General features: G+C 73.4%; 17 protein-coding genes and 1 pseudogene. 8 read left to right on the top strand and 10 right to left on the bottom strand.

Annotated elements, in window-relative coordinates; genetic code table 11:
• Window positions 1-8: 8 nt before the first annotated feature.
• From Sya03_RS01200 to Sya03_RS01190, 3 genes are read right to left on the bottom strand one after another with little or no spacing between them, the layout of a single operon-like run.
• The gene (locus Sya03_RS01200) at window positions 9-578 is read right to left on the bottom strand and encodes a PH domain-containing protein (RefSeq protein WP_203936202.1); all 570 of its coding nucleotides are present in this window, start codon (window positions 576-578) and stop codon (window positions 9-11) included.
• Window positions 575-1,405, bottom strand: a complete 831-nt coding sequence (locus Sya03_RS01195; protein ID WP_203936201.1) for a biotin--[acetyl-CoA-carboxylase] ligase — start codon at window positions 1,403-1,405, stop codon at window positions 575-577. The genes Sya03_RS01200 and Sya03_RS01195 overlap by 4 nt, the downstream gene beginning before the upstream one ends.
• A gap of 31 nt (window positions 1,406-1,436) precedes the next feature.
• Window positions 1,437-4,343 carry a hypothetical protein gene (locus tag Sya03_RS01190; protein ID WP_203936200.1) on the bottom strand — a complete coding sequence of 969 codons (2,907 nt, stop codon included), beginning with the start codon at window positions 4,341-4,343 and terminating at the stop codon, window positions 1,437-1,439.
• 126 nt (window positions 4,344-4,469) lie between these two features.
• Here Sya03_RS01190 and Sya03_RS01185 point away from each other — a divergent pair, with 126 nt between their 5' ends.
• On the top strand, window positions 4,470-6,017 hold the full coding sequence (locus Sya03_RS01185) for an acyl-CoA carboxylase subunit beta (protein WP_203936199.1): 1,548 nt from the start codon (window positions 4,470-4,472) through the stop codon (window positions 6,015-6,017).
• Between the two features lie 10 nt (window positions 6,018-6,027).
• Here Sya03_RS01185 and Sya03_RS01180 read toward each other — a convergent pair whose 3' ends face one another.
• From Sya03_RS01180 to Sya03_RS01170, 4 genes and pseudogenes are all read right to left on the bottom strand, one after another.
• On the bottom strand, window positions 6,028-6,774 hold the full coding sequence (locus Sya03_RS01180) for a M50 family metallopeptidase (RefSeq protein ID WP_203936198.1): 747 nt from the start codon (window positions 6,772-6,774) through the stop codon (window positions 6,028-6,030).
• Between the two features lie 42 nt (window positions 6,775-6,816).
• Complete coding sequence (locus Sya03_RS01175; protein WP_203936197.1) at window positions 6,817-7,047, bottom strand: hypothetical protein; 231 nt, start codon at window positions 7,045-7,047, stop codon at window positions 6,817-6,819.
• A gap of 75 nt (window positions 7,048-7,122) precedes the next feature.
• Window positions 7,123-7,578, bottom strand: coding sequence for a serine/threonine kinase C-terminal domain-containing protein (locus Sya03_RS31980; RefSeq protein ID WP_506347053.1), 456 nt, complete (start codon window positions 7,576-7,578; stop codon window positions 7,123-7,125).
• Window positions 7,579-9,267: 1,689 nt separating this feature from the next.
• Window positions 9,268-10,551 (bottom strand): annotated as a pseudogene (locus Sya03_RS01170) (serine/threonine-protein kinase); the annotation flags it as partial.
• 90 nt (window positions 10,552-10,641) lie between these two features.
• On the opposite strand from Sya03_RS01170, the gene Sya03_RS01165 reads away from it, so the two are divergent.
• The 6 genes from Sya03_RS01165 (at window position 10,642) to Sya03_RS01140 (ending at window position 15,136) form a co-directional block, all read left to right on the top strand.
• Window positions 10,642-10,830 (top strand): acyl-CoA carboxylase epsilon subunit, encoded by a 189-nt coding sequence (locus Sya03_RS01165; RefSeq protein ID WP_203936196.1) that lies wholly within the window; start codon window positions 10,642-10,644, stop codon window positions 10,828-10,830.
• 87 nt (window positions 10,831-10,917) lie between these two features.
• Entirely contained in the window at window positions 10,918-11,358 is a 441-nt protein-coding gene (locus Sya03_RS01160) for a hypothetical protein (RefSeq protein WP_203936195.1), read from the top strand.
• Window positions 11,358-12,620: a hypothetical protein gene (locus Sya03_RS01155; RefSeq protein WP_203936194.1), complete on the top strand. Its 1,263-nt coding sequence runs from the start codon at window positions 11,358-11,360 to the stop codon at window positions 12,618-12,620. Before Sya03_RS01160 ends, Sya03_RS01155 begins: the two co-directional genes overlap by 1 nt.
• The gene (mycP, locus tag Sya03_RS01150) at window positions 12,617-13,747 is read left to right on the top strand and encodes a type VII secretion-associated serine protease mycosin (RefSeq protein WP_203936193.1); all 1,131 of its coding nucleotides are present in this window, start codon (window positions 12,617-12,619) and stop codon (window positions 13,745-13,747) included. The genes Sya03_RS01155 and mycP overlap by 4 nt, the downstream gene beginning before the upstream one ends.
• A 23-nt stretch (window positions 13,748-13,770) precedes the next feature.
• Window positions 13,771-14,406 (top strand): Maf family protein, encoded by a 636-nt coding sequence (locus Sya03_RS01145; RefSeq protein WP_203936192.1) that lies wholly within the window; start codon window positions 13,771-13,773, stop codon window positions 14,404-14,406.
• A 76-nt stretch (window positions 14,407-14,482) separates the two neighbouring features.
• Window positions 14,483-15,136 carry an O-methyltransferase gene (locus Sya03_RS01140; protein WP_203936191.1) on the top strand — a complete coding sequence of 218 codons (654 nt, stop codon included), beginning with the start codon at window positions 14,483-14,485 and terminating at the stop codon, window positions 15,134-15,136.
• A 211-nt stretch (window positions 15,137-15,347) separates the two neighbouring features.
• Here the strand turns inward: Sya03_RS01140 and Sya03_RS01135 are convergent, their stop codons facing one another.
• From Sya03_RS01135 to Sya03_RS01125, 3 genes are read right to left on the bottom strand one after another with little or no spacing between them, the layout of a single operon-like run.
• A complete protein-coding gene (locus Sya03_RS01135) occupies window positions 15,348-16,103 on the bottom strand; it encodes an ABC transporter permease (RefSeq protein ID WP_203936190.1) in 756 nt (251 codons plus the stop codon).
• Complete coding sequence (locus Sya03_RS01130; RefSeq protein WP_203936189.1) at window positions 16,103-17,059, bottom strand: ATP-binding cassette domain-containing protein; 957 nt, start codon at window positions 17,057-17,059, stop codon at window positions 16,103-16,105. The genes Sya03_RS01135 and Sya03_RS01130 overlap by 1 nt, the downstream gene beginning before the upstream one ends.
• 33 nt (window positions 17,060-17,092) lie before the next feature.
• Complete coding sequence (locus Sya03_RS01125; RefSeq protein ID WP_239107034.1) at window positions 17,093-17,674, bottom strand: PadR family transcriptional regulator; 582 nt, start codon at window positions 17,672-17,674, stop codon at window positions 17,093-17,095.
• Between the two features lie 24 nt (window positions 17,675-17,698).
• On the opposite strand from Sya03_RS01125, the gene Sya03_RS01120 reads away from it, so the two are divergent.
• Complete coding sequence (locus Sya03_RS01120) at window positions 17,699-19,438, top strand: acetyl/propionyl/methylcrotonyl-CoA carboxylase subunit alpha (RefSeq protein ID WP_203936188.1); 1,740 nt, start codon at window positions 17,699-17,701, stop codon at window positions 19,436-19,438.
• Window positions 19,439-19,455: the final 17 nt, after the last annotated feature.

Below are 19,455 nucleotides of genomic sequence, written 5' to 3'. Positions count from 1 at the left end.
CTGCGGGTCTAGCCGCGCCGCCACGGCAACGCCCGCCGCGGCGGCTCCGGCTCGACCTCCAGCTCGTCGTCGTCCTCGTCCTCCTCGTCGCGGGGCGCGCCCTCGATCAGCGCGTACAGCAGCGTCTGCGCCCGCACCACACCCGGCATCCGCACCAGCAGCTCCGGGCCGTCGTCGCCGGCCGTGTCCAGGCGCAGCGTGCCCGTGCCCAGCAGCCGGTCGAGGATGCCCTGCCGCAGCCCGTGGTCGACGATCTTCGCCAGCGGCAGGTCCCGCCGCTCCCGGCGCAGCACGCCCTCCTGGATCAGCACCCGCTCGTTGGTGAACACCCAGTGCCGGCAGCGCCACACCACCAGCGGCCACACGCCCTTCGACACCGCCAGCAGCAGCCCGACCGTCGTCACGAACAGCCCCGCGAACCGGCCGCCCTCGTTCGCCGGCAGCACCACCCACACCCCGGCCACCACCGCCACCGCCAGCACGATCGCCAGCACCGGCCGCACCGCCGTGATCGCGTGCGGGCGGGTGTGCAGCGCGACCTCCTCCTTCGCGGTGAGCGCGTCCTCGGGGAAGCTCATCGCACGTGCACCACGTCGCCGGCCGTGACGGTGCGCGGCCCGTCCGGGGTGTTCACCACGAGCTGCCCGTCGCCGTCCACCGACACGGCGCCGCCCGTCAGCTCCTCGCCGCCGGGCAGCAGCACCCGCACCGGCTCGCCGAGGGTCCGGCACATCTCCCGGTACGCCTCCCGCAGCCCGCTCGCCTGCGCGTCACCGCCGGCGTCGCGCCACGGCGCGTACAGCTCGGCCAGCTCGCGCAGCAGGGCCCGCAGCAGCGTGTCCCGGTCGGTCGTCTTCGCCCCGGCCAGCCGCAACGACGTCGCCGGGCGGTCCGCGGGCAGCTCCGCCGCCGTGGTCGTCACGTTCAGGCCGATGCCCAGCGCGACCGCCCCGTTCCCGGCGCCCTCGGCCAGGATCCCGGCGCACTTGGCGGCGGCTGGCCCCGCCAGCAGGTCGTTCGGCCACTTCAGACCGGCGTCCACCTCGGCGCGCGCCCGCACGGCCCGCACCAGCGCGACCCCGGCCAGCAGCGGCAACCACCCGTAGGCCCGCGGCGGCACCTGCGGCCCCGGCCGCAGCAGCACGCTGAGCGTCAGCCCGGCCCGCGGCGGCGACACCCACACCCGGTCCCGGCGCCCGCGCCCGGCCGTCTGCGACTCGGCCACGACCACGAGCCCTTCGGGCTCACCGGCCCTGGCCGCCGCGACCACGTCGGCGTTCGTCGAACCGGTCTCGGCCCGCACCTCCAGCCGCCGCCACAACCCACCGGGTACGACGAGCGCACGCCGCAACCCCGTCACCCGCAACGGCGGACGGTCCAGATCGGTGTACGGCGAGGCCGGCATCCCCCGAGCCTACGCACGCCCCGCCCGCGGGTCAGTCGGCGGCGTGCCGGCTGACGTAGACGGTGCTGCGCGTCGGCGGCGGCCGCTCCTCACGCGCCGTCGGCCGTGGTCGCGGGCGGGGGCGCGGCCGCGGGCTGTCGCCGTCGCGGGTGCGCGCCCCCTCCCACGGGCGTCCGGGTTCCCACGAACGCTCCCCCGCCCGCTCCCCGCGCGCGTCCGGCACGGCCGGGATGATGGCCGTCAGGTCGGACACCGCGGGGATGACCTCGGTGGCGGCGGTGATGCGGCGGCGCGCCTCGGCCCGCGGGTGCGTGACCCGCTGCCGCGTGGCCGTGTCGCCGCCGGACGACCCTTCGGGCCGCTGCCCGACCCGCACCGTGACGGCCCGCCGCCGCAGCGCGGGCGCCGGCCCGCGCACGGTCAGCGCGACCGCCCCCGCCTGCTGCGCCACGGCCCGGCCGGCGTCGCCGTGCCCGCCGTCTTCGTCGCCGCCGGCCGGCCGCGCGGGCCGGATCGCGGGCTCGGCCTGGGGGTACAGCCGCGCCTGCGGCGCCGCGACCTCGGGCAACGCCTCGGTCGGCCGCGTCATGGCGGCCGTCGCCCGCTCGTCCCGCTGCGACACCTCGGCCGCCGCGGGCAGGTCGACGCGCGGGCTGACCGGCGCGGGCGGCAGACCACCGTCGGGCCGGGTGGAGTCGGGCACCGCCCAGCTCCCGGACGTGTCCGGCCAGTAGGCACTGGCCGCCACGGCCGGGGCCTCATCGGCCGGCCGGCCGGCGGGCGCGGGCCACGCGGCCGCGGGCTGCGGCCAGGCGGGGGGTCCCGCGGGCGCGGGGTGTTCCGCGGGGCCGCTCTGGGCTGCGGACCCGGCGTGCTCCGCGGACCCCGCCTGCGCTGCGAACCAGGCCTGCTCCGCGGAACCGGCCTGCACCTCGGACCCGGACCGCTCCGCGGACCGGCCCCGCTCCGCGGCCTGCGCTGCAAACGCGGCCTGCGCCGAAGACCCGGCCTGCGCTGCGGACTCGTCCTGCGCCGAGGACTCGGCGTGCGCTGCGGACTCGGCCTGTGCCGCGGACCAGGCCTGCTCCGCGGTCCCGGCCGCGGCGTAGCCGGTGTCCCAGCCGTCGCGGGCGGCGGCGGGCTCCCTGCCCCGGTCCGGTTCCCGGTCCGCTTCCGGCTCCGCTTCGGGTTCGGCGTCGATCGACCAGTGCCGGCCGGCGGCCCAGTGGTGGCGCTCGCCGAGGTCGTCGAGGGCGGGCGCGGCCTGCCACAGGTCCGCCGCCGACGGCTCCTCCGCCACCGAACCCGCCAGGCGCGCCCCGCTCGTCGGCCGCGGGTCGAAGACCGGCACGGCCACCGGGTCGGGCTGCTGGAAGAACGTGGGCGTGACCGGGTCGTCGAACCGCCACGACGGGGCCGGCCGCTCGGTCTGCCAGCCCTTCGGGTCGCTGGGGTCGTCGTCGCGCCACACGTCGGCCGCCTCGTGGGCGGCACGCCACGGCTCCGGCCGCTCGTCACGCACCCGGTCCGGGGTGGACTCGGCGGGCTGCTGCCAGGCCGGGGCCTCGTCCGGGTCCGGTGCGGGCGCGTCGGCCTCGTGGCGGCCGGCCCACAGGTCGGCGCGGCGACGCCAGCGGTCGGCCTGGGCCTCCGCGTCGTCGCTCCAGGTGTCGCCCGCGACGGACCAGGCGGGCGGCGCGGCTACGGTCCGGGCCGGAGGCTCGTGGTCGGCGTCCGTCGCGGTCCGGGCCTCGGCGGCGGAAGCCGCGGAGCCGAGGTCGGCGGAGGTCGCGTAGCCAAGGTCGGCGGAGGTCGCGTAGCCAAGGTCAGAGGGAGCCGCGGACACGAGATCGGCAGGAGCCGCGGACGCGAGGCCCGCGGAGGCCGCGTAGCCAGGGTCGGCGGAAGCCGCGGAGCCCAGGTCGGCGGGAGCCGCGGACCTGAGGTGGGCGGAGGCCGCGGACACGCGGTCGGCGAAGGCCGCGGACACGCGGTCGGCGAAGGCCGCGGAGCCGCTGTCGGCGAAGGCCGCGGAGCCGCTGTCGGCGGGGGCCGCCCAGGCCGGGGCGGCCGAGGTCGGGATGGCCGACACCGGGACGGCTGCCGGGTCGGGTTCGGCCGACACCGGAACCGCCACCACGGGCACGGTCGGGACCGCGGCTTCCGCGGTGGTCCGCGCCGCCGGCTCGGTCGAGACCGGCACCCCCACCAGGGGCGCCGCCGGGCTGGCCGAGACCGGGACACCCACCACGGGAACCATCACGGTCGGGCCGGGCTGCGGGGCCGGGTCGAAGGAGACCGGGGCGGTCGGCGGCGGGGTCACGAAGGCCGACGGGACGGGGCGGGCGGGCGTTGCCGCCGCTCCGGCGGCCTTGCGAGCGGCAACACCGGCAGCCGGTCCGGCCACCCACTCGGCGGAACGGTCGGCCGCGCGGTCGGCGGCCAGGTCGGCGGTCTGGTCGGCCGCGCGGTCGGCGGTCCCGTCGGCGGTCGGGGCCGCGTCGGCGGGCCGTGCCGCTTCGGCGCGGGCAGGACCGGCCACCTCAGTGTGGGGGGCGTCGGCCGGTGCAGGTGTCGCGTCGGACGGGGGTGTGTCGGTGTGGGACTCGTCGGCGAGGCGGCGGATGCGGTCGTAGGTGTCGTTGACCCACGGGTCCGGCGTGGGCGCGGCGAGGACCTCGGTCTGCGGGGCGTCGGCGGTGCGGTCGTCGGAGGCGGTGGCGGCTGGGGCGCCGGGGGCCTGCTGGGGCGCGTACCCGATGGGTTCTGCCGTCAGGGCGAGCCGGACGGGGGCCGCGGGCAGTGCCGCGCGGCGGGCCTTGCGGGTGGCGCGGCGGGAGCCGCGGCCCGGGCGGGGCGCGGACGGCCACAGGATGTGGCGCGCGCCGATGAGGATGGCGAGCCCTCCGAGGATGAGGGCGATGCCCGCGGCGGTCACCGCACACTCCGGTCTGTCACGGTGTCTGTAACGAAAGGGGCATTGAGTACGAAACGCACATCGCGGGGACGGGCACGCGTCGATACGATCGGCGGGGCGTAGTCGATCTCAGAGGGGTGGCGTGCGGTGAGCGATCTCCACACCACGGCGGGCAAGCTGGCCGACCTGGCGCGGCGCACCGAGGAGGCCGTGCACGCCGGGTCCGCGCGGGCCGTGGAGAAGCAGCACGCCCGCGGCAAGCGGACCGCCCGGGAACGCATCGAGATGCTGCTCGACGAGGGCAGCTTCGTCGAGCTGGACGAGCTGGCCCGGCACCGCAGCACCGCCTTCGGCCTGGAGCGGAACCGGCCCTACGGGGACGGCGTCGTCACCGGCTACGGCACAGTGGACGGTCGCCAGGTGTGCGTGTTCTCGCAGGACTTCACCGTGTTCGGCGGGTCGCTCGGCGAGGTGTTCGGGGAGAAGATCGTCAAGGTCATGGACCTGGCCATGAAGATCGGCTGCCCCGTCGTCGGCATCAACGACTCCGGCGGCGCGCGCATCCAGGAGGGCGTCGTCGCGCTCGGCCTGTACGCGGACATCTTCTTCCGCAACACCCGCGCCAGCGGCGTCATCCCGCAGATCTCGCTGGTCATGGGGCCGTGCGCGGGCGGCGCCGTGTACTCGCCGGCGATCACCGACTTCACGGTCATGGTGGACCGGACGTCGCACATGTTCATCACCGGGCCCGACGTGATCCGCACCGTCACCGGCGAGGACGTCGCCATGGAGGACCTGGGCGGCGCCCGCACCCACAACACCCGCAGCGGCAACGCCCACTACCTGGCCGCGGACGAGCAGGACGCCGTCGACTACGTGCGCGCCCTGCTGTCGTACCTGCCGTCGAACAACATGGACGACCCGCCGGCCTTCGACGCGGGCGCCGTCCAGGACGCCGACCTCGACGCGATCGTCCCGGACTCGCCGAACCAGCCGTACGACATGCACACCGTCGTCGAGGCCGTCATCGAGGACTTCCTGGAGGTGCAGCCGCTGTTCGCGCCGAACATCCTCGTCGGCTTCGGCCGGGTCGAGGGGCGCCCGGTCGGCGTCGTCGCCAACCAGCCCATGCACCTGGCCGGCTGCCTCGACATCAACGCGTCCGAGAAGGCGGCCCGGTTCGTGCGCACCTGCGACGCGTTCAACGTCCCGGTGCTCACGTTCGTGGACGTCCCCGGCTTCCTGCCCGGCACCGACCAGGAGTGGGGCGGCATCATCCGGCGCGGGGCGAAACTGCTCTACGCGTACGCCGAGGCCACCGTCCCGAAGGTCACGGTCATCACGCGCAAGGCGTACGGCGGCGCGTACGACGTCATGGGGTCCAAGCACCTCGGCGCCGACCTGAACTTCGCCTGGCCGACCGCCCAGATCGCGGTGATGGGCGCCCAGGGCGCGGTCAACATCCTCTACCGCGGCGAGCTGGCCGCCGCCGACGACCCGGCCGCGCGGCGGGCCGAGCTGGTCACCGAGTACGAGGACACGCTGGCCAACCCGTACATCGCGGCGGAGCGCGGGTACGTGGACGCGGTCATCGCGCCGTCGCAGACGCGGGAGCAGGTGGTGCGGGCGCTGCGGGCGTTGCGCACCAAGCGGGAGACGCTGCCGCCGAAGAAGCACGGCAACATCCCGCTCTGAGCCGCCTCCATCAGCCTCCGGCGGTCGCCGACACCTCCGGGAGCCACTGGCCCGCCAGCAGGAACGTGCCGGCCACCAGCACCGCGATGGTCACCGCCCCGAACACACCCACCCACACGATCGCCGGGACGTGGGTGATGCGCGCGAGCTGGTCGGCGTCCGAACCGGGCAGGCGTCCCCGGCGCCGCATCGTCTGCAGCTCCCCCACGGGCCGCACCCCGCCGATGAGCAGGAACCACACCCCCAGGTACGCGAACGCGGCCTGCACCTGCGGCGACGCGTAGTACGACACCCCGAGCACGATCGCCATGGTGACGACGACGGACACCACGCCGAACACGTTGCGGATCATGACGAGCATGAGCAGCAGCAGCGCGGCCGCCACCCACAGCAGCATCGTGATGCGGTTGCCGCCGAGCAGCCACGCCCCGGTCAACCCCACCAGCGACGGCGCCACATACCCGGCGAGCAGGGTGAACGCCATGCCGGGCCCGCTCGGCCGACCCGCCGACAGCGTCAGCCCCGACGTGTCGGAGTGCAGCCGGATGCCGCGCAGCCGCCGCCCGGTCAGCACGGCGGCGAGCGCGTGCCCGCCCTCGTGCGCGATCGTGATGGCGTTGCGCGCGACCCGCCAGGCCGGGCGCATGAGCACCACCGCGGCGGCGAGCACCGCGGTCACGAGAACCAGCAGCGGGGGCGGGTCGGGTTGCGCCCCGAGCAGCCGTTCCCAGAGTTCAGTCAGCCCGTCATTCGACACAGCCCGGCAGCGTAGCCGACGCCGCCGACAACACCCTGGGCGTCAGGCGCGGCGCCGCAGCCGGGACATCGCCCGCGACGGCATGTCGCCGGGACGGGGCCGGTGCCCCAGCATCCACACCCCCACCACGGACAGGGCGACGACCGCCGCCCCCGCCACCGCCAGCACGACGGTGAGCACCCCGACCGCCGCCACCAGCAGCACGATGTCGACCGCCGCGATCAGTGTCCACAGCGCGACAGCAGTCTTCGTACAATGCCGGCGGCAGATCATCGGGCACCTCCTCCGCTAGGGAAAAGGTGATACCCAGCCGTTCCGGGGATCATGCCCGCTGTTCGGCGATGGCCGTCAATCCGCCCGTGCGGGTACGAATCCTTTGAAGATGAGGTCGAGGTTGGCGCGGTTCGCCGCCCACTCCCGCTCGGGCGTCAGCCACGTGATGCCGTACGCCTGGTCCTTCGCCGTGATGAAGCCCCGCTTCAGCGTGTGCACCCGGTTGCCGCTGTCGCTGTTGCGCAGGTACTCCCAGTCGCCGGCCTTCTTCCAGTACCCCTCGACGTCGTCGAGCCGCAGCCGCTGGTACGACCGGTACGAGCCGCGCCGCTCCCGCTCCTTCTGACCCCAGTCGGCGACGGGGTCGGGCTGCGGCGTGCGCGTCTGGTCGACGATGAGCGTCCGGTACTGGCCGCTGTTCTCCTCGAAGTACACCTCGGTGCCCTGGCGGCGCACCGTCCACGCCTTCGGCACCGGCACCTTGAAACCGGTCTGGTCGGCGTACAGGTGCCACCCGGCGGGCAACGCCACCGCCTCGGCCGGCTTCGACGTCGCCGCCTGCGTCGGCGCCACACTGGGCTCCGCCGCCTCCGACGCCGGCGCGGGCGCCGGCGCACCCGCCGCGGACGTAGGCGCCCCGCCCGCCGCCGTGGGCGTCGGCCCCGGCGTCGCCGAACCCTTCGGGTCGTCGTCCGCCAGCAGCAGCGGCACCACCACGGCCAGCACAATGATCGCGACCAACACCGCCACCAGCACGACCACGCGCCGCCGGCTGCGCACCAACTCCCGCCCGACGAGCCGCACCAACGACGGCTCCGTCACCTCCGCCGACCGCGTCGGCGGCAACACCACGCCGGTACGCCCCGCCGGCGCACCCCCACTGACCGGCCGCGCCCCCGCAGCGGGCCGCCCACCGGGGCGCGCGGCGGGCAACCTCGCGGCCGCGCCCGCCTTGCTCGCCGTGCCTGCCTTGCTCGCCGTGCCTGCCTTGCTCGCCGTGCCTGCCTTGCTTGCCGTGCCTGCCTTGGCTGCCGTCGTCGTCGCGGGCCTGGTGGCGGCGGGCTTGGTGCCCGTGACCGGTCTGGTCGTGGCGGGGCCGGCGGCCGGCTTGGTGGTGACCGCCGGTTTGGCGGCTGCCGCGGCAGCGGTCGTCGTGGTCAGGGTCTGGTCCTTCGCGGCCTGCTGCTGCGGCACTCCGGTCGTCGCGGCGCCGGTCCGCGCGGACTGCTTCTCGCGGGCCTCCCGGGCTTCCCGGGCGGCGGCGGCCCGCGCGGCCTTCTTGCTCTTCCGGCTCTGCGGCCCGAATGATTTCGGCGACGCCGCGCCGTTCGCCGTGGGGTCGTCGCTCTCGGCGCTCGCGGCGGCGGTCGTCGTCTCGGGGGTTCCCGGGCCGGGCTGCTCGGAAGCGTCGGCCTTCGACGCCGGCTGCCGGGGTGCTTCGTCGCCGGCCGCGGTGGTCTGGTCGGGCTTCGCGGCCTGGTTGGGCTTCGTGGGCCGGTCGGAGGTGGAGGGCTGGGCGGCCAGGTCCGGCTCGGCGGTCGTGTCGGGGCCGGTGGCCGGGGCCGCCGTGGCGGCCTGGTCAGCCGCCGCGGCCGGGTCGGTGGTCGTGGGTGCGGAGGTGCCGTTGCTTGCGGCGGCGGCCGGCGCCGCTTCGGTGGCCGGGTCGTCGGTGGCGGCAGGCTCCTTCGCGGCGTCGGTCTTGGTCGGCTTCTTCGTGGCCGCCGCGACGGCTGCTGCGGCCGCCGCGAGTGCGCCTGGCTTCGCGCCCTTGGCCTTGTCGGCCGCGGGAGCCTCGGCAGCCTGGCCGTCGGACGCCGGGGCGGTCGCGGCCGGGGCGTCGGCCGCCGGGGCGGTCGCGGCCTCGGCGGTCGCCGGGGCGGTCGCGGCCTCGGCGGTCGCGGCCTGCGTGGATCCGGGCTCGGCCTGCTCCGGCTGCGCCGTCGCCGGCTCCGCCGCCGTGGCCTGCGCGTTGGCGGACTCCGCCGCCGTGGCCTGGGAGCTGGCGGACTCCGTCGCCGTCGCCGTCGCCTCCGCAGGTTCCGCCTGCGTGGCCTGCGCCTTTGCCGGCTCCGCCGCCTCGGCCTGCGCGGCCGCCTTGTCGGTCTGCGGCGCCGGGGAGGTCGGTGCCTGGGCGGTCGACGGGTCGGTGGGCGGTGCGTCCGTTGCCGTGGGGGCGGGCGCGGTTGGGCGCTGCTCCGCCGGGGGCGGGGTGGTGGCGGGCGGGGTGGTGGCGGGCGGGGTGCGGCGCGGGGCGATCGGAACGGCGATCTGGGCCGCTGCGGCCTGGCGCTGCTCGTCCGGTGCGGCGGCCGGGCGGCTGGGCGTCTGGGTGCGGGCCGAAGGCGTACCCCCGGGGTCTTTGATCGCGGGGGTGTCGACGCGCGTGGCGGCGGTGTTCTTCGCCGGCGGGACCACCGGGGTGTCGATGCGGGTCTCGGTCTGCGGGCGCGGCGCGGCCGCGGCCGGCTGGCCGACCGACGCCTTGCCGGGGCGGTAGACCGTGCGGCCGGAGTCGGCGCCGGGCAGCTGCGCCGGCGGGCGCGGGCCCGGCACGACCGGCGGGGGCGGCGAGCCCGGGACCTGCGCCGATCCGGTGACCGGGCCGGGGAGGACCGGGCGCGTGCCGGTGCGGTCGCGGCCTGGGCGGCGCATCGTCGGGCTCATCGGGAAGCCGAGGCGCGGGCGGCGGCCGATGGCGCGGTTGAGGAGGCGCTCGGCCTCCTCGGCGTCGATGCGCTGGTTCGGGTCCTTGCGGAGCAGGCCGTTCAGGACATGCTTGAGCGGGCCCGCGTTGCGGGCCGGCGGCGGGTCCTCGGTGGCGAGCGCCGCGAGCGTCGCGATCGCCGACGGCCGGGCGTACGGCGACGCGCCCTCGACCGCCGCGTACAGGGTCGCGCCGAGCGACCACAGGTCGGCCTTCGGCCCGGCGGTGCCGTCCTTGGCGCGCTCCGGCGCGATGTACGCGGGCGAGCCGAGCACCAGGCCGGTCCGCGTCACGTTCGGGTCGCCCGGGATGGTGGCCAGGCCGAAGTCGGTGAGCACGACGCGGCCGTCCTGGCCGAGCAGCACGTTGCCCGGCTTCACGTCCCGGTGCATCACCCCGGCCCGGTGCGCGGCCTTCAGCGCCCCGAGCACCCCGAGCCCGATCTCCGCGGCCCGCTCCGGCCCCACCGGCCCGTCCGAGGCCAGCACGTCGTGCAATGACCGCGACGGCACGTACTCCATGACGATCCACGGATCGGCGTCCGTGCGCAGCACGTCGAAGACGCGCACCACGTTGATGTTGTTGAGCCGCGCGATCGCCCGCGCCTCCCGCAACGACCGCTCGCGCATCTCCTGCCGCTCCTCGGTCGTCAGCCCGGGAGGCGGCACCAGCTCCTTGATCGCGACGTCCCGATGCAGGACGACATCGGTCGCGCGCCAGACACGACCCATCCCGCCCTGACCGAGCGGCGACACGAGCCGGTAACGGTCAGCGACAACTTGGGGAGGGCCAGAAGACATCCCGCAGAAAATACCCGGTCCGCGCAACCGCACACTAATCGATCAGGCGCGTGTGGGACCTGGGTCACCATGGTGACCTAGGCTGGCAACATGGCGGATGACCTGCTGTTCAGCGTCTCCCGGGGCACCCCGACGGCCGAGGAACTCGCCGCGGTGACCGCAGCGCTGCTGACCGCACTCCCCAGATCTTCACCACCACCGGACGAGCCGGGCGTGTCGGCATGGGTCCGGTCGGGCCGGTCGGGCGCCCGCGGGACGTGGCGGACACCCCGGAGCTGACTGTCCACAAGGGCCGCATCGGGGGCCCGCCGACCGCCACGAACCGCTACCCTCTCGATCGAGTTGCGTGACTGTCGGGGAGGGCAGATGCCGGAGTGGCACGGGGACATCACGGCACGATCGGCCGGGCTGGGCGACAGCCAGATCGCGGGGATCGAGGCGGACATCGCGGCGATGGAGGACTTCGCGGCGGGGCTGGCGGCCGAGGTGGAGAAGAACTTCGGACCTGAGGCGAACCGGGTGGTCGGGGAGCTCCGGCTGGATCTGCCCGGGACGGCGATGTTCGCGGAGTTGCAGCAGTTCTTCGCGGCGCACCACGAGGCCAAGCGGATCACCTACCGGAACATCGGCGAGTTCCGCGGCGACACCCACACCCTGGCCAGCGCGGCCCAGAAGGTGAGCACCGAGTACCGCGGCGCGGACGCCTTCTCCGAGGCCCGCGTCCGCGACGTCCAGGACGCCCTCGCCAACGGCGCCGCGATGGACAGCCCCGGCGGCCGCAACAACAGCCGGGAGTTCGAACTCTGATGATCGAAGCAGACGGCGCCGGCTTCTACGGCGGAACCGACTTCTGGACCTGGGACATCGAGACCATGTGGAACGCCCTGGCGGACCACGAACCGGCCCAGGTCCACTGGACGCTGCAGAACAGCTGGCGCGCCACCCACGAGATGATCCTGACCCACAAGCGCCGCGTCGAGGACTACCGCGACAAACTCATGCAGGCATGGCCGCCGGAGCGGAACGCGGCATCGGCGATGTACCTCGCACGGCTGAACAAGCTCATCGAGTCGCTCGGCGAGACCTATGACGCAGCGGTGGCCAATGACACTGCGCTTTCGGGTGCCATCTCGGCTCTGGGGGGCCAGCGTCGGGAGCTTAAGCGGGTCTACGACCAGTACAAGGCCAATCAGGCGGCGCTCAACGACTATGCGGTTGCTGAGCGGGAGATGGGCGGGACCGGCGCGTTCGATGCCATGAGGCCGGAGATTGTCAGGGCGCAGCAGGAGCATGTTCGGCTGCAGCGCGAGGCGGCCGGCATCATGGTCAATCTGAGCACGGAGTTGAGGCAGGCGTCCGCGACGCTCCGTACGCCGGCTCCCTTCGACCCGAGAAGGGATGTAACGACCGACGACCTCTTCGGCGGCGAAGACGCCACGGCTGCGGTACCTCTTGCGACCGGTGCGTCGCCGTCGTCGACAGCCACTTCACCGCCCTTCGATGGAAATCGTACCGATCGACAATCTTCTGGCCGACCGGCAATTGGGCCCATTCTGGACAGCAGCAGTCCCCCTCACATCGGGGCTCCACCCACTAGCCCAACGCCGACCGGAGCGGGCTCATCGCAGCCTTCCCCGATATCTGGCATCGCCTCGCCACCTTCACCGCCAGCAGGCTACAGCCGCCCAGGTGCACCCAGCGTCGCGGCGCCACCGGGGCGCGCCATCGGCCAGGGACCACTTGGCGGCGTCAGGGGCACGGGCCCAACCAATGGCGTTGTCGGAGGCACACCAAGTACCGCGCCCCTTCGACAGCCCACGTCTGGCGGCCGACCGACTATGCAGGTCAATCCGGTCGGAGGCGTTATAGCCGGCCATCAGGCAAGCATGCCGGGGATGCCCGGCGTATTGGCACCGAACGGCCGCGGAGCTACACAAGGTTCCGAGACCCAAGCGCGGCGATGGGATCCAGACAATCCATGGGAGACTGCCGAAGGCGTTCCGCCTGTACTCGAAGCACCGCGGGAAAGGCGAATCGATCCTGGCCCCGTGATCGGAATGCCTCGATGAGGCGAGTCCGTGTAATCTTCGCTTTCAGCCTGTCGATTCTGGCGACGCTACCCCCGGCGGCAGCTTCTGCCGACAAGGTTAGAGACGGTCAGTGGCATCTGAAAGCGCTGGCCGCGTCAAGAGCCCACACAGTCTCGAAGGGCAGCGGCGTGGTCGTAGCCGTTGTAGATACCGGCATAGATCCGCATCGGGATCTGGCCGGTCAGGTGCTCACCGGCACCACCATCATTCCGGGAGATTCCGGCGACGGCCGCGAGGACCAAGACAGCCACGGCACGCAGATGGCCGGACTCATTGCAGGAAGAGGTCGCGCGAGCAACGCTGGCGTTCTCGGCATCGCGCCCGAAGCCAAATTGCTACCCATCAAGATCCAAAATAAGGAAATCAGCGCCGGAGCGCCTGCCGTCGGACGCGGAATCAAAATCGCGATAGACCGCGGAGCTAGCATCGTAAATGTGTCGTATGCCGTTTCTCCAGACGACGAGATTGATGCCGCAGTGGCGGAGGCGGCCGCACGAGATGTGCTCATCGTGGCTGGGATCGGAAATACCAACCTCGACATTGTGGGGGGATACCCTGCGGCAATGCCGGGCGTGTTAGCCGTTGGCGGCTCAGACCGTGGCGGGGATCATTCGGAAATTTCTATCCGCGACAGAGCTGTTTTGATTTGCGCCCCCGCCGACGAGATCGTAAGCACTGGACCCAAGAATCAATACCGCATAGGCACAGGGACCTCAAACTCCACAGCTATCGTTTCTGGGGCAGCAGCGCTCATTCGCAGCAAGTTCCCTAGCTTAACGGCACGCGAAGTTATTCACCGTTTGACTGCCACCGCTGACGACAACGGGCCGCCTGGCCGGGACGATGAGTGCGGCTACGGCGTGGTGAACATCGTCAAAGCGCTGACCGCCGATGTCCCACCCCTAGCACCTAGCACGGCGCCAAGTCCGTCCATCTCCGAATCCGCAACCACTTCCCCTACTGCCAACGCCTCCACCGAGACAGATCCGAAGAGCAACAACACCCCGCTGATCGCCGGAGGCCTCGTAGGCAGCGTCGCAGTGATCGGTGGGCTGGTCGCCTTCCTCCTGGTCCGGCGGCGGAGGGGCGACGGGACGTACCCCTAGGGCAAGACGTAGCGTGGGCGCTCGTGCAGACATCGAGTGCGTGCCGGCTGGTACTTGCGTCGGCCAGTCCGGCTCGGCGGGCCCTGTTGCAGGCTGCCGGGATCGACGTTGACGTGATCGTCAGTGGCGTCGACGAGTCGGTGGTCGAGGATCGTGAGGCCGACGCGTTGTGTGCGACCTTGGCGCGGATGAAGGCCGAGACGGTCGCCGAGCGGTTGCGGGTTGCCGGGAAGCATGCCGACACGGTGGTGCTCGGGTGCGACTCGGTGCTGGCGTTCGACGGGGAGATCCTCGGTAAGCCCGGCGACGCCGATGTCGCGGTGAAGCGGTGGCGGGCCATGCGTGGCCGGACCGGGGTGCTGTACACCGGGCATCACCTGGTGGATCTTCGCGGGGATGGAGTCGCCATCGGTGGGGTTGGGTCGACCGTGGTCGCGTTCGCCGACGTCAGTGATGACGAGATCGACGCCTACGTGGCGACCGGGGAGCCGTTGTGGGTGGCCGGGGCGTTCACGATCGACGGGCTCGGTGGGGTGTTCGTCGAGCGCATCGACGGTGATCACGGCAACGTGGTCGGGGTGTCGTTGCCGTTGCTGCGGCGGTTGCTCGGGGAGCTCGGCGTCCCGGTGACATCACTGTGGCGCAAGGACGCGCTCTAGACCGGCCGCGCTCAGACCTGCGGTACACCAGCCGCGCCCGGGACACGCCGGAGAACTGCGTTGTAGAACAGAGGGCATGACGTTCAAGCCCCTCCCGCTCACCCCGGACCTGCACGCCTACCTCCTGGCCCACGGCACCCCACCCGACGAGGTGGCCGCCGACCTGATCGCCGAGACCCGGGCGCTGCTGCCGGACAACGCCGGCATGCAGGTGGCGCCGGAGCAGGCCGCGTTCCTCACCCTGCTGGCGAAGGTCCAGGGCACGGGCTACGCGGTGGAGGTGGGCACGTTCACCGGGCTGTCGTCGTTGGCGATCGCGCGGGGCTTGCGGGACGGTGGGCGGTTGACGTGCTTCGACATCTCGACGGAGTTCACGGACGTGGCGCGCCGGTACTGGGCGCGGGCCGGGGTGGACGACCGGATCGACCTGCGGATCGGGGCGGCCGCGGACGGACTCCGGGCGCTGCCAGCAGGCGAGCACATCGACCTGGCGTTCATCGACGCGGACAAGGAGAACTATCACGTCTACTGGGCGGAGCTGGTGCCGCGGCTGCGCCCCGGCGGGCTGGTGCTGGTGGACAACGTGTTGTGGTCGGGGCGGGTGCTGGATCCGCAGCGGGAGTCGGACCACGCCATCGTCGCCTTCAACGACATGGTGGTGGGGGACGACCGGGTCGAGGTGGTGATGCTGCCGGTGGCGGACGGCCTGACGATCGCCCGCAAGCGGTAGGCGATCGGGGCCCACAAACAGCCGGCCAACGGGCCAATGAGGAGCAGATAAGCGCGTCCGTAAACGGCAGGTAAGCGGGCGCCCACAAGAAACAGGCAAGCGGGCCCACGGACGGCACGGCGGGCGGGCCGCACACGGCACGGCGAGTGGGCCCCCAGACGGCACGGCGAGCGGGCCCCGAAACAGCACGGCGAGCGCCAGGAGCGACCCCTCAGCGCACCGACCGGGCGAACAGCCTGGCCGCCCACACGATCGCCGCCACCGCCAGCACCGCCATGATCAGCAGGCCCTGCCACACGGCCGGGTCACCGAGGTCGCCGACGAACAGGGCTCGGGTGCCGTTGACCGCCCAGGAGAACGGGTTCCAGTCGGCGATGCCCTGCAGCCAGCCCGGTGCGAACGTCAGCGGCAGCAGGATGCCCGACAGCAGCAGGACGGGCTGGGCGACGGTGTTCATCAGGGGCGCCAGCGCGTCCTCGCTCTTCACGAGCAGGGCGACGCCGTAGGACACGGCCGAGGTCATCAGGGAGATCAGGGCCAGCATCAGGAACGCCAGCAGCAGGTCGCCGATGAACACGCGCAGGTCGAAGACGAGGGCGAGCAGCGTGATGATGACGGCCTGGGCGATGAGGCTGACCATGTCGCGCAGGGAGCGGCCGAGGAGCAGGGCGATGCGGCTGACCGGGGTGACGCGGGAGCGTTCGATGACGCCGGCGCGGAGTTCGGCGATGAGGCCGAAGCCCTGGAACAGGCCGCCGAAGATGGCGAGCAGGACGAGCAGGCCGGGGACGAAGATGCGGTACGCCTCGGCGTCCGTCTGCACCTGCAGGGCGGGCTTGAGCAGGGGCGCGAACAGCAGCAGGTACATGACGGGCTGGAAGACGCCGACGAGGACCCAGACGGGGTTGCGCAGCAGGAGCTGCATCTGGCGGGCGAAGATGAGCCAGGTGTCGCGGACGAAGGTCATCAGTTCTCCCGGAGCGAGCGGCCGGTCTTGGTGAGGAAGACGTCGTCGAGGCTGGGGCGGTGCAGTTCGATGGCGTGCAGCGGGACGTCGCCGGCGTCGAGGGTGCGCAGGATCAGGGGGATGGCGGTGGCGCCGTCCTCGACGTAGAGGCGGATGCTGTCGTCGTGGGTCTCCAGTTTGGAGACGAAGGCGGCGGAGCCGAGCAGGGACGCGGCGGACGACACGGCGGCGGCGGGCAGGCCGACGCGGACGACGTCGCCGGAGATCTCGCGCTTCAGGGCGGCGGGTGTGCCGGAGGCGACGATCTCGCCGTGGTCCATGATCGAGATCCGGTCGCAGAGGGCGTCGGCCTCGTCGAGGTAGTGGGTCGTGATGAAGACCGTCATGCCCTCGTCGCGCAGGCGGCGGATCTCGTCCCACATGTGGGCGCGGCTCTGCGGGTCGAGGCCGGACGTGGGTTCGTCGAGGAAGACGACCTTCGGCTCGTGGATGATGCCGAGCGCGATGTCGACGCGGCGGCGCTGGCCGCCGGAGTAGGTCTTGCACTTGCGGTCGGCGTACTCGGTGAGCTGGAACGCGTCGAGGACGCGCGCGGCGCGCTGCTGAGAGGCCGCGCGGGGCACCCCGTACAGGCGGGACTGGAGGACGAGTTCCTCGCGGGCGGTGGACTCGTCCCACGTGCTGCCGCCCTGCGCGACGTACCCGATGACCCGGCGCACGTCGCCGGGTGACGACAGCAGGTCGACGCCGGCGATGGTGGCGGTGCCGCCGTCGGGCGGCAGCAGGGTGGCCAGCATGCGCAGCGTGGTGGTCTTGCCGGCGCCGTTGGGGCCGAGGAAGCCGAAGATCTCGCCCTCGGCGACGGTCAGGTCGACGCCGCGGACGGCCTCGACGGTCTTCTTCTCCCGGCCCTGCCGGGACGTGAAGGACTTGCGCAGCCCCCGCGTCTCAATCATGAGCCCGAAGTTACGCCGTCAAACCATGAATAGTCAACGTTGACTAAAGTCGGCCGGGAAGCCCGGCGGGAAGTACGACTCCCCCGACTCGATCCGCTCCGCCACCCGCAGGCACCAGCCCATGTCCGCCTCCGCCCGGGCCATCCACAGCTCGAACGACCAGCCCACGTGCACCGGCTTCGACTTCATCCACTCCGACGCCGCTGACGCCGCCATCTGCTCCAGGCCCGCCTTCAGCTGGGCGGCGCGGCTGCGCAGCGCGGCCGCCGCCTCCTCGCGCGGCAGCGCCGGCAGGAACGAGAACGCGGCCAGGAACGGGTCCGGCGGCACGTCCAGCTGCCACCACAGGCGGCGCAGCAGCGTCTCGAACTCGTCCTTGCCCGCCGGGGTGATCTCGTACGTGGTGCGCGCCGGCCGGGCGCCGACCTGCTCCGTCGCCACCTCGCGCAGCAGGCCCTCCTCGGCGAGCTTGCGCAGGGCGTGGTAGATCGAGCCGGGCTGCACGTTCGCCCACTTGTCGGCGCTCCAGCTCAGCAGCTCGCGGCGCACGTCGTAGCCGTGCACCGGCTGCATCCAGTTGACCAGGCCGAGGATCATCATGCGCGTCGCGGACACGCCGCCAAGGATAGGCTGGAGCCCGTGCGCAAGATCCTGATCGCCAATCGGGGCGAGATCGCCGTCCGGGTCGCCCGGGCCTGCCGTGACGCGGGCCTGGCCAGCGTCGCCGTCTACGCCGACAGCGACCGCGACGCCCCCCACGTGCGGGCCGCCGACGAGGCGTACGCGCTGGGCGGCGACACCGCCACCGACACGTACCTGCGCATCGACAAGCTGCTGGACCGCGCCGCGCAGGCGGGCGCGGACGCCGTCCACCCCGGATACGGGTTCCTGTCGGAGAACGCCGACTTCGCCCAGGCCGTCCTCGACGCGGGCCTCACCTGGATCGGGCCGAGCCCGCAGGCCATCCGCGACCTGGGCGACAAGGTCACCGCCCGGCACATCGCGCAGCGCGCCGGCGCCCCGCTGGTGCCCGGCACCGCCGAGCCCGTCCGCGACGCCGCCGAGATCGAGGCGTTCGCCGACGCCCACGGGCTGCCGGTCGCCATCAAGGCCGCGTTCGGCGGCGGCGGGCGCGGCCTCAAGGTGGCCCGCACCCGCGACGAGATCCCGGCGCTGTTCGAGTCGGCCACCCGCGAGGCCGTCGCCGCCTTCGGCCGCGGCGAGTGCTTCGTCGAGCGGTACCTGGACCGGCCCCGGCATGTCGAAGCGCAGGTGCTGGCCGACACCCACGGCAACGTCGTCGTCGTCGGCACCCGCGACTGCTCGCTGCAGCGCCGCCACCAGAAACTCGTCGAGGAGGCGCCCGCGCCGTTCCTCACCGACGCCCAGCGGCGGCAGATCCACGACAGCGCCAAGGCGATCTGCCGCGAGGCCGGCTACCACGGCGCCGGCACGGTCGAATACCTGGTCGGCGCCGACGGCACGGTGTCGTTCCTGGAAGTCAACACCCGGCTGCAGGTCGAGCACCCGGTCACCGAGGAGACCGCCGGCGTCGACCTGGTCCGCGAGCAGTTCGCCATCGCCGCCGGCGAGCGCCTGCGGCTCACCGAGGACCCGGCGCCGCGCGGGCACGCCATCGAGTTCCGCATCAACGGCGAGGACCCGGGCCGCGGCTTCCTGCCCGCCCCCGGCACCGTCACCGACCTGACCTGGCCCACCGGGCCCGGCGTGCGCGTCGACGCCGGCGTCGAGCGGGGCAGCGTCGTCGGCGGCAACTTCGACAGCCTGCTCGCCAAGATCGTCGTCACCGGCGAGACCCGCACCCAGGCCCTGGAGCGGGCCCGGCGCGCCCTCGACGAGACCGTCCTGGAGGGACTCGCCACCGCCCTGCCGTTCCACCGGGCCGTCGTGCGCGACCCCGCGTTCGCCGAACTCACCGTCCACACCCGGTGGATCGAGACCGAGTTCGACAACCGGATCCCCGCGTACGCCGCCCCGGCCGCGCGCGGCGAGCCGGCGGAACGCACGTCCGTCGTGGTCGAGGTGGGCGGCAAGCGGCTCGAGGTCCGCCTGCCCGCCGGCCTGGTCACGGGTACGGGCGGCAGCGGCGGCCCGAAACGCGCCCCGGCCCGGCGCGCGGCGGGCGGCGGCGCGGCCGCGGCCGGCGGCGACGCGCTGGTCGCGCCCATGCAGGGCACCGTCGTCAAGGTGGCCGTCGCCGACGGCGACCAGGTCGGCGAGGGCGACCTGATCGCCGTGGTCGAGGCGATGAAGATGGAGCAACCGCTGCACGCGCACACCGCGGGCACGGTCAGCGACCTGGCCCTGAAGGTGGGCGCCGTCATCGGCGCCGGCACGGTGGTCTGCCGGATCGGCTAGCGGTTCAGCCGGGCCGG

The sequence above is a fragment of the Spirilliplanes yamanashiensis genome (assembly GCF_016863475.1).
Lineage (GTDB): Bacteria > Actinomycetota > Actinomycetes > Mycobacteriales > Micromonosporaceae > Spirilliplanes > Spirilliplanes yamanashiensis.
The sequence above is the reverse complement of the archived record's forward strand: the minus strand, read 5'-3'. Positions and strand labels throughout refer to the sequence as shown.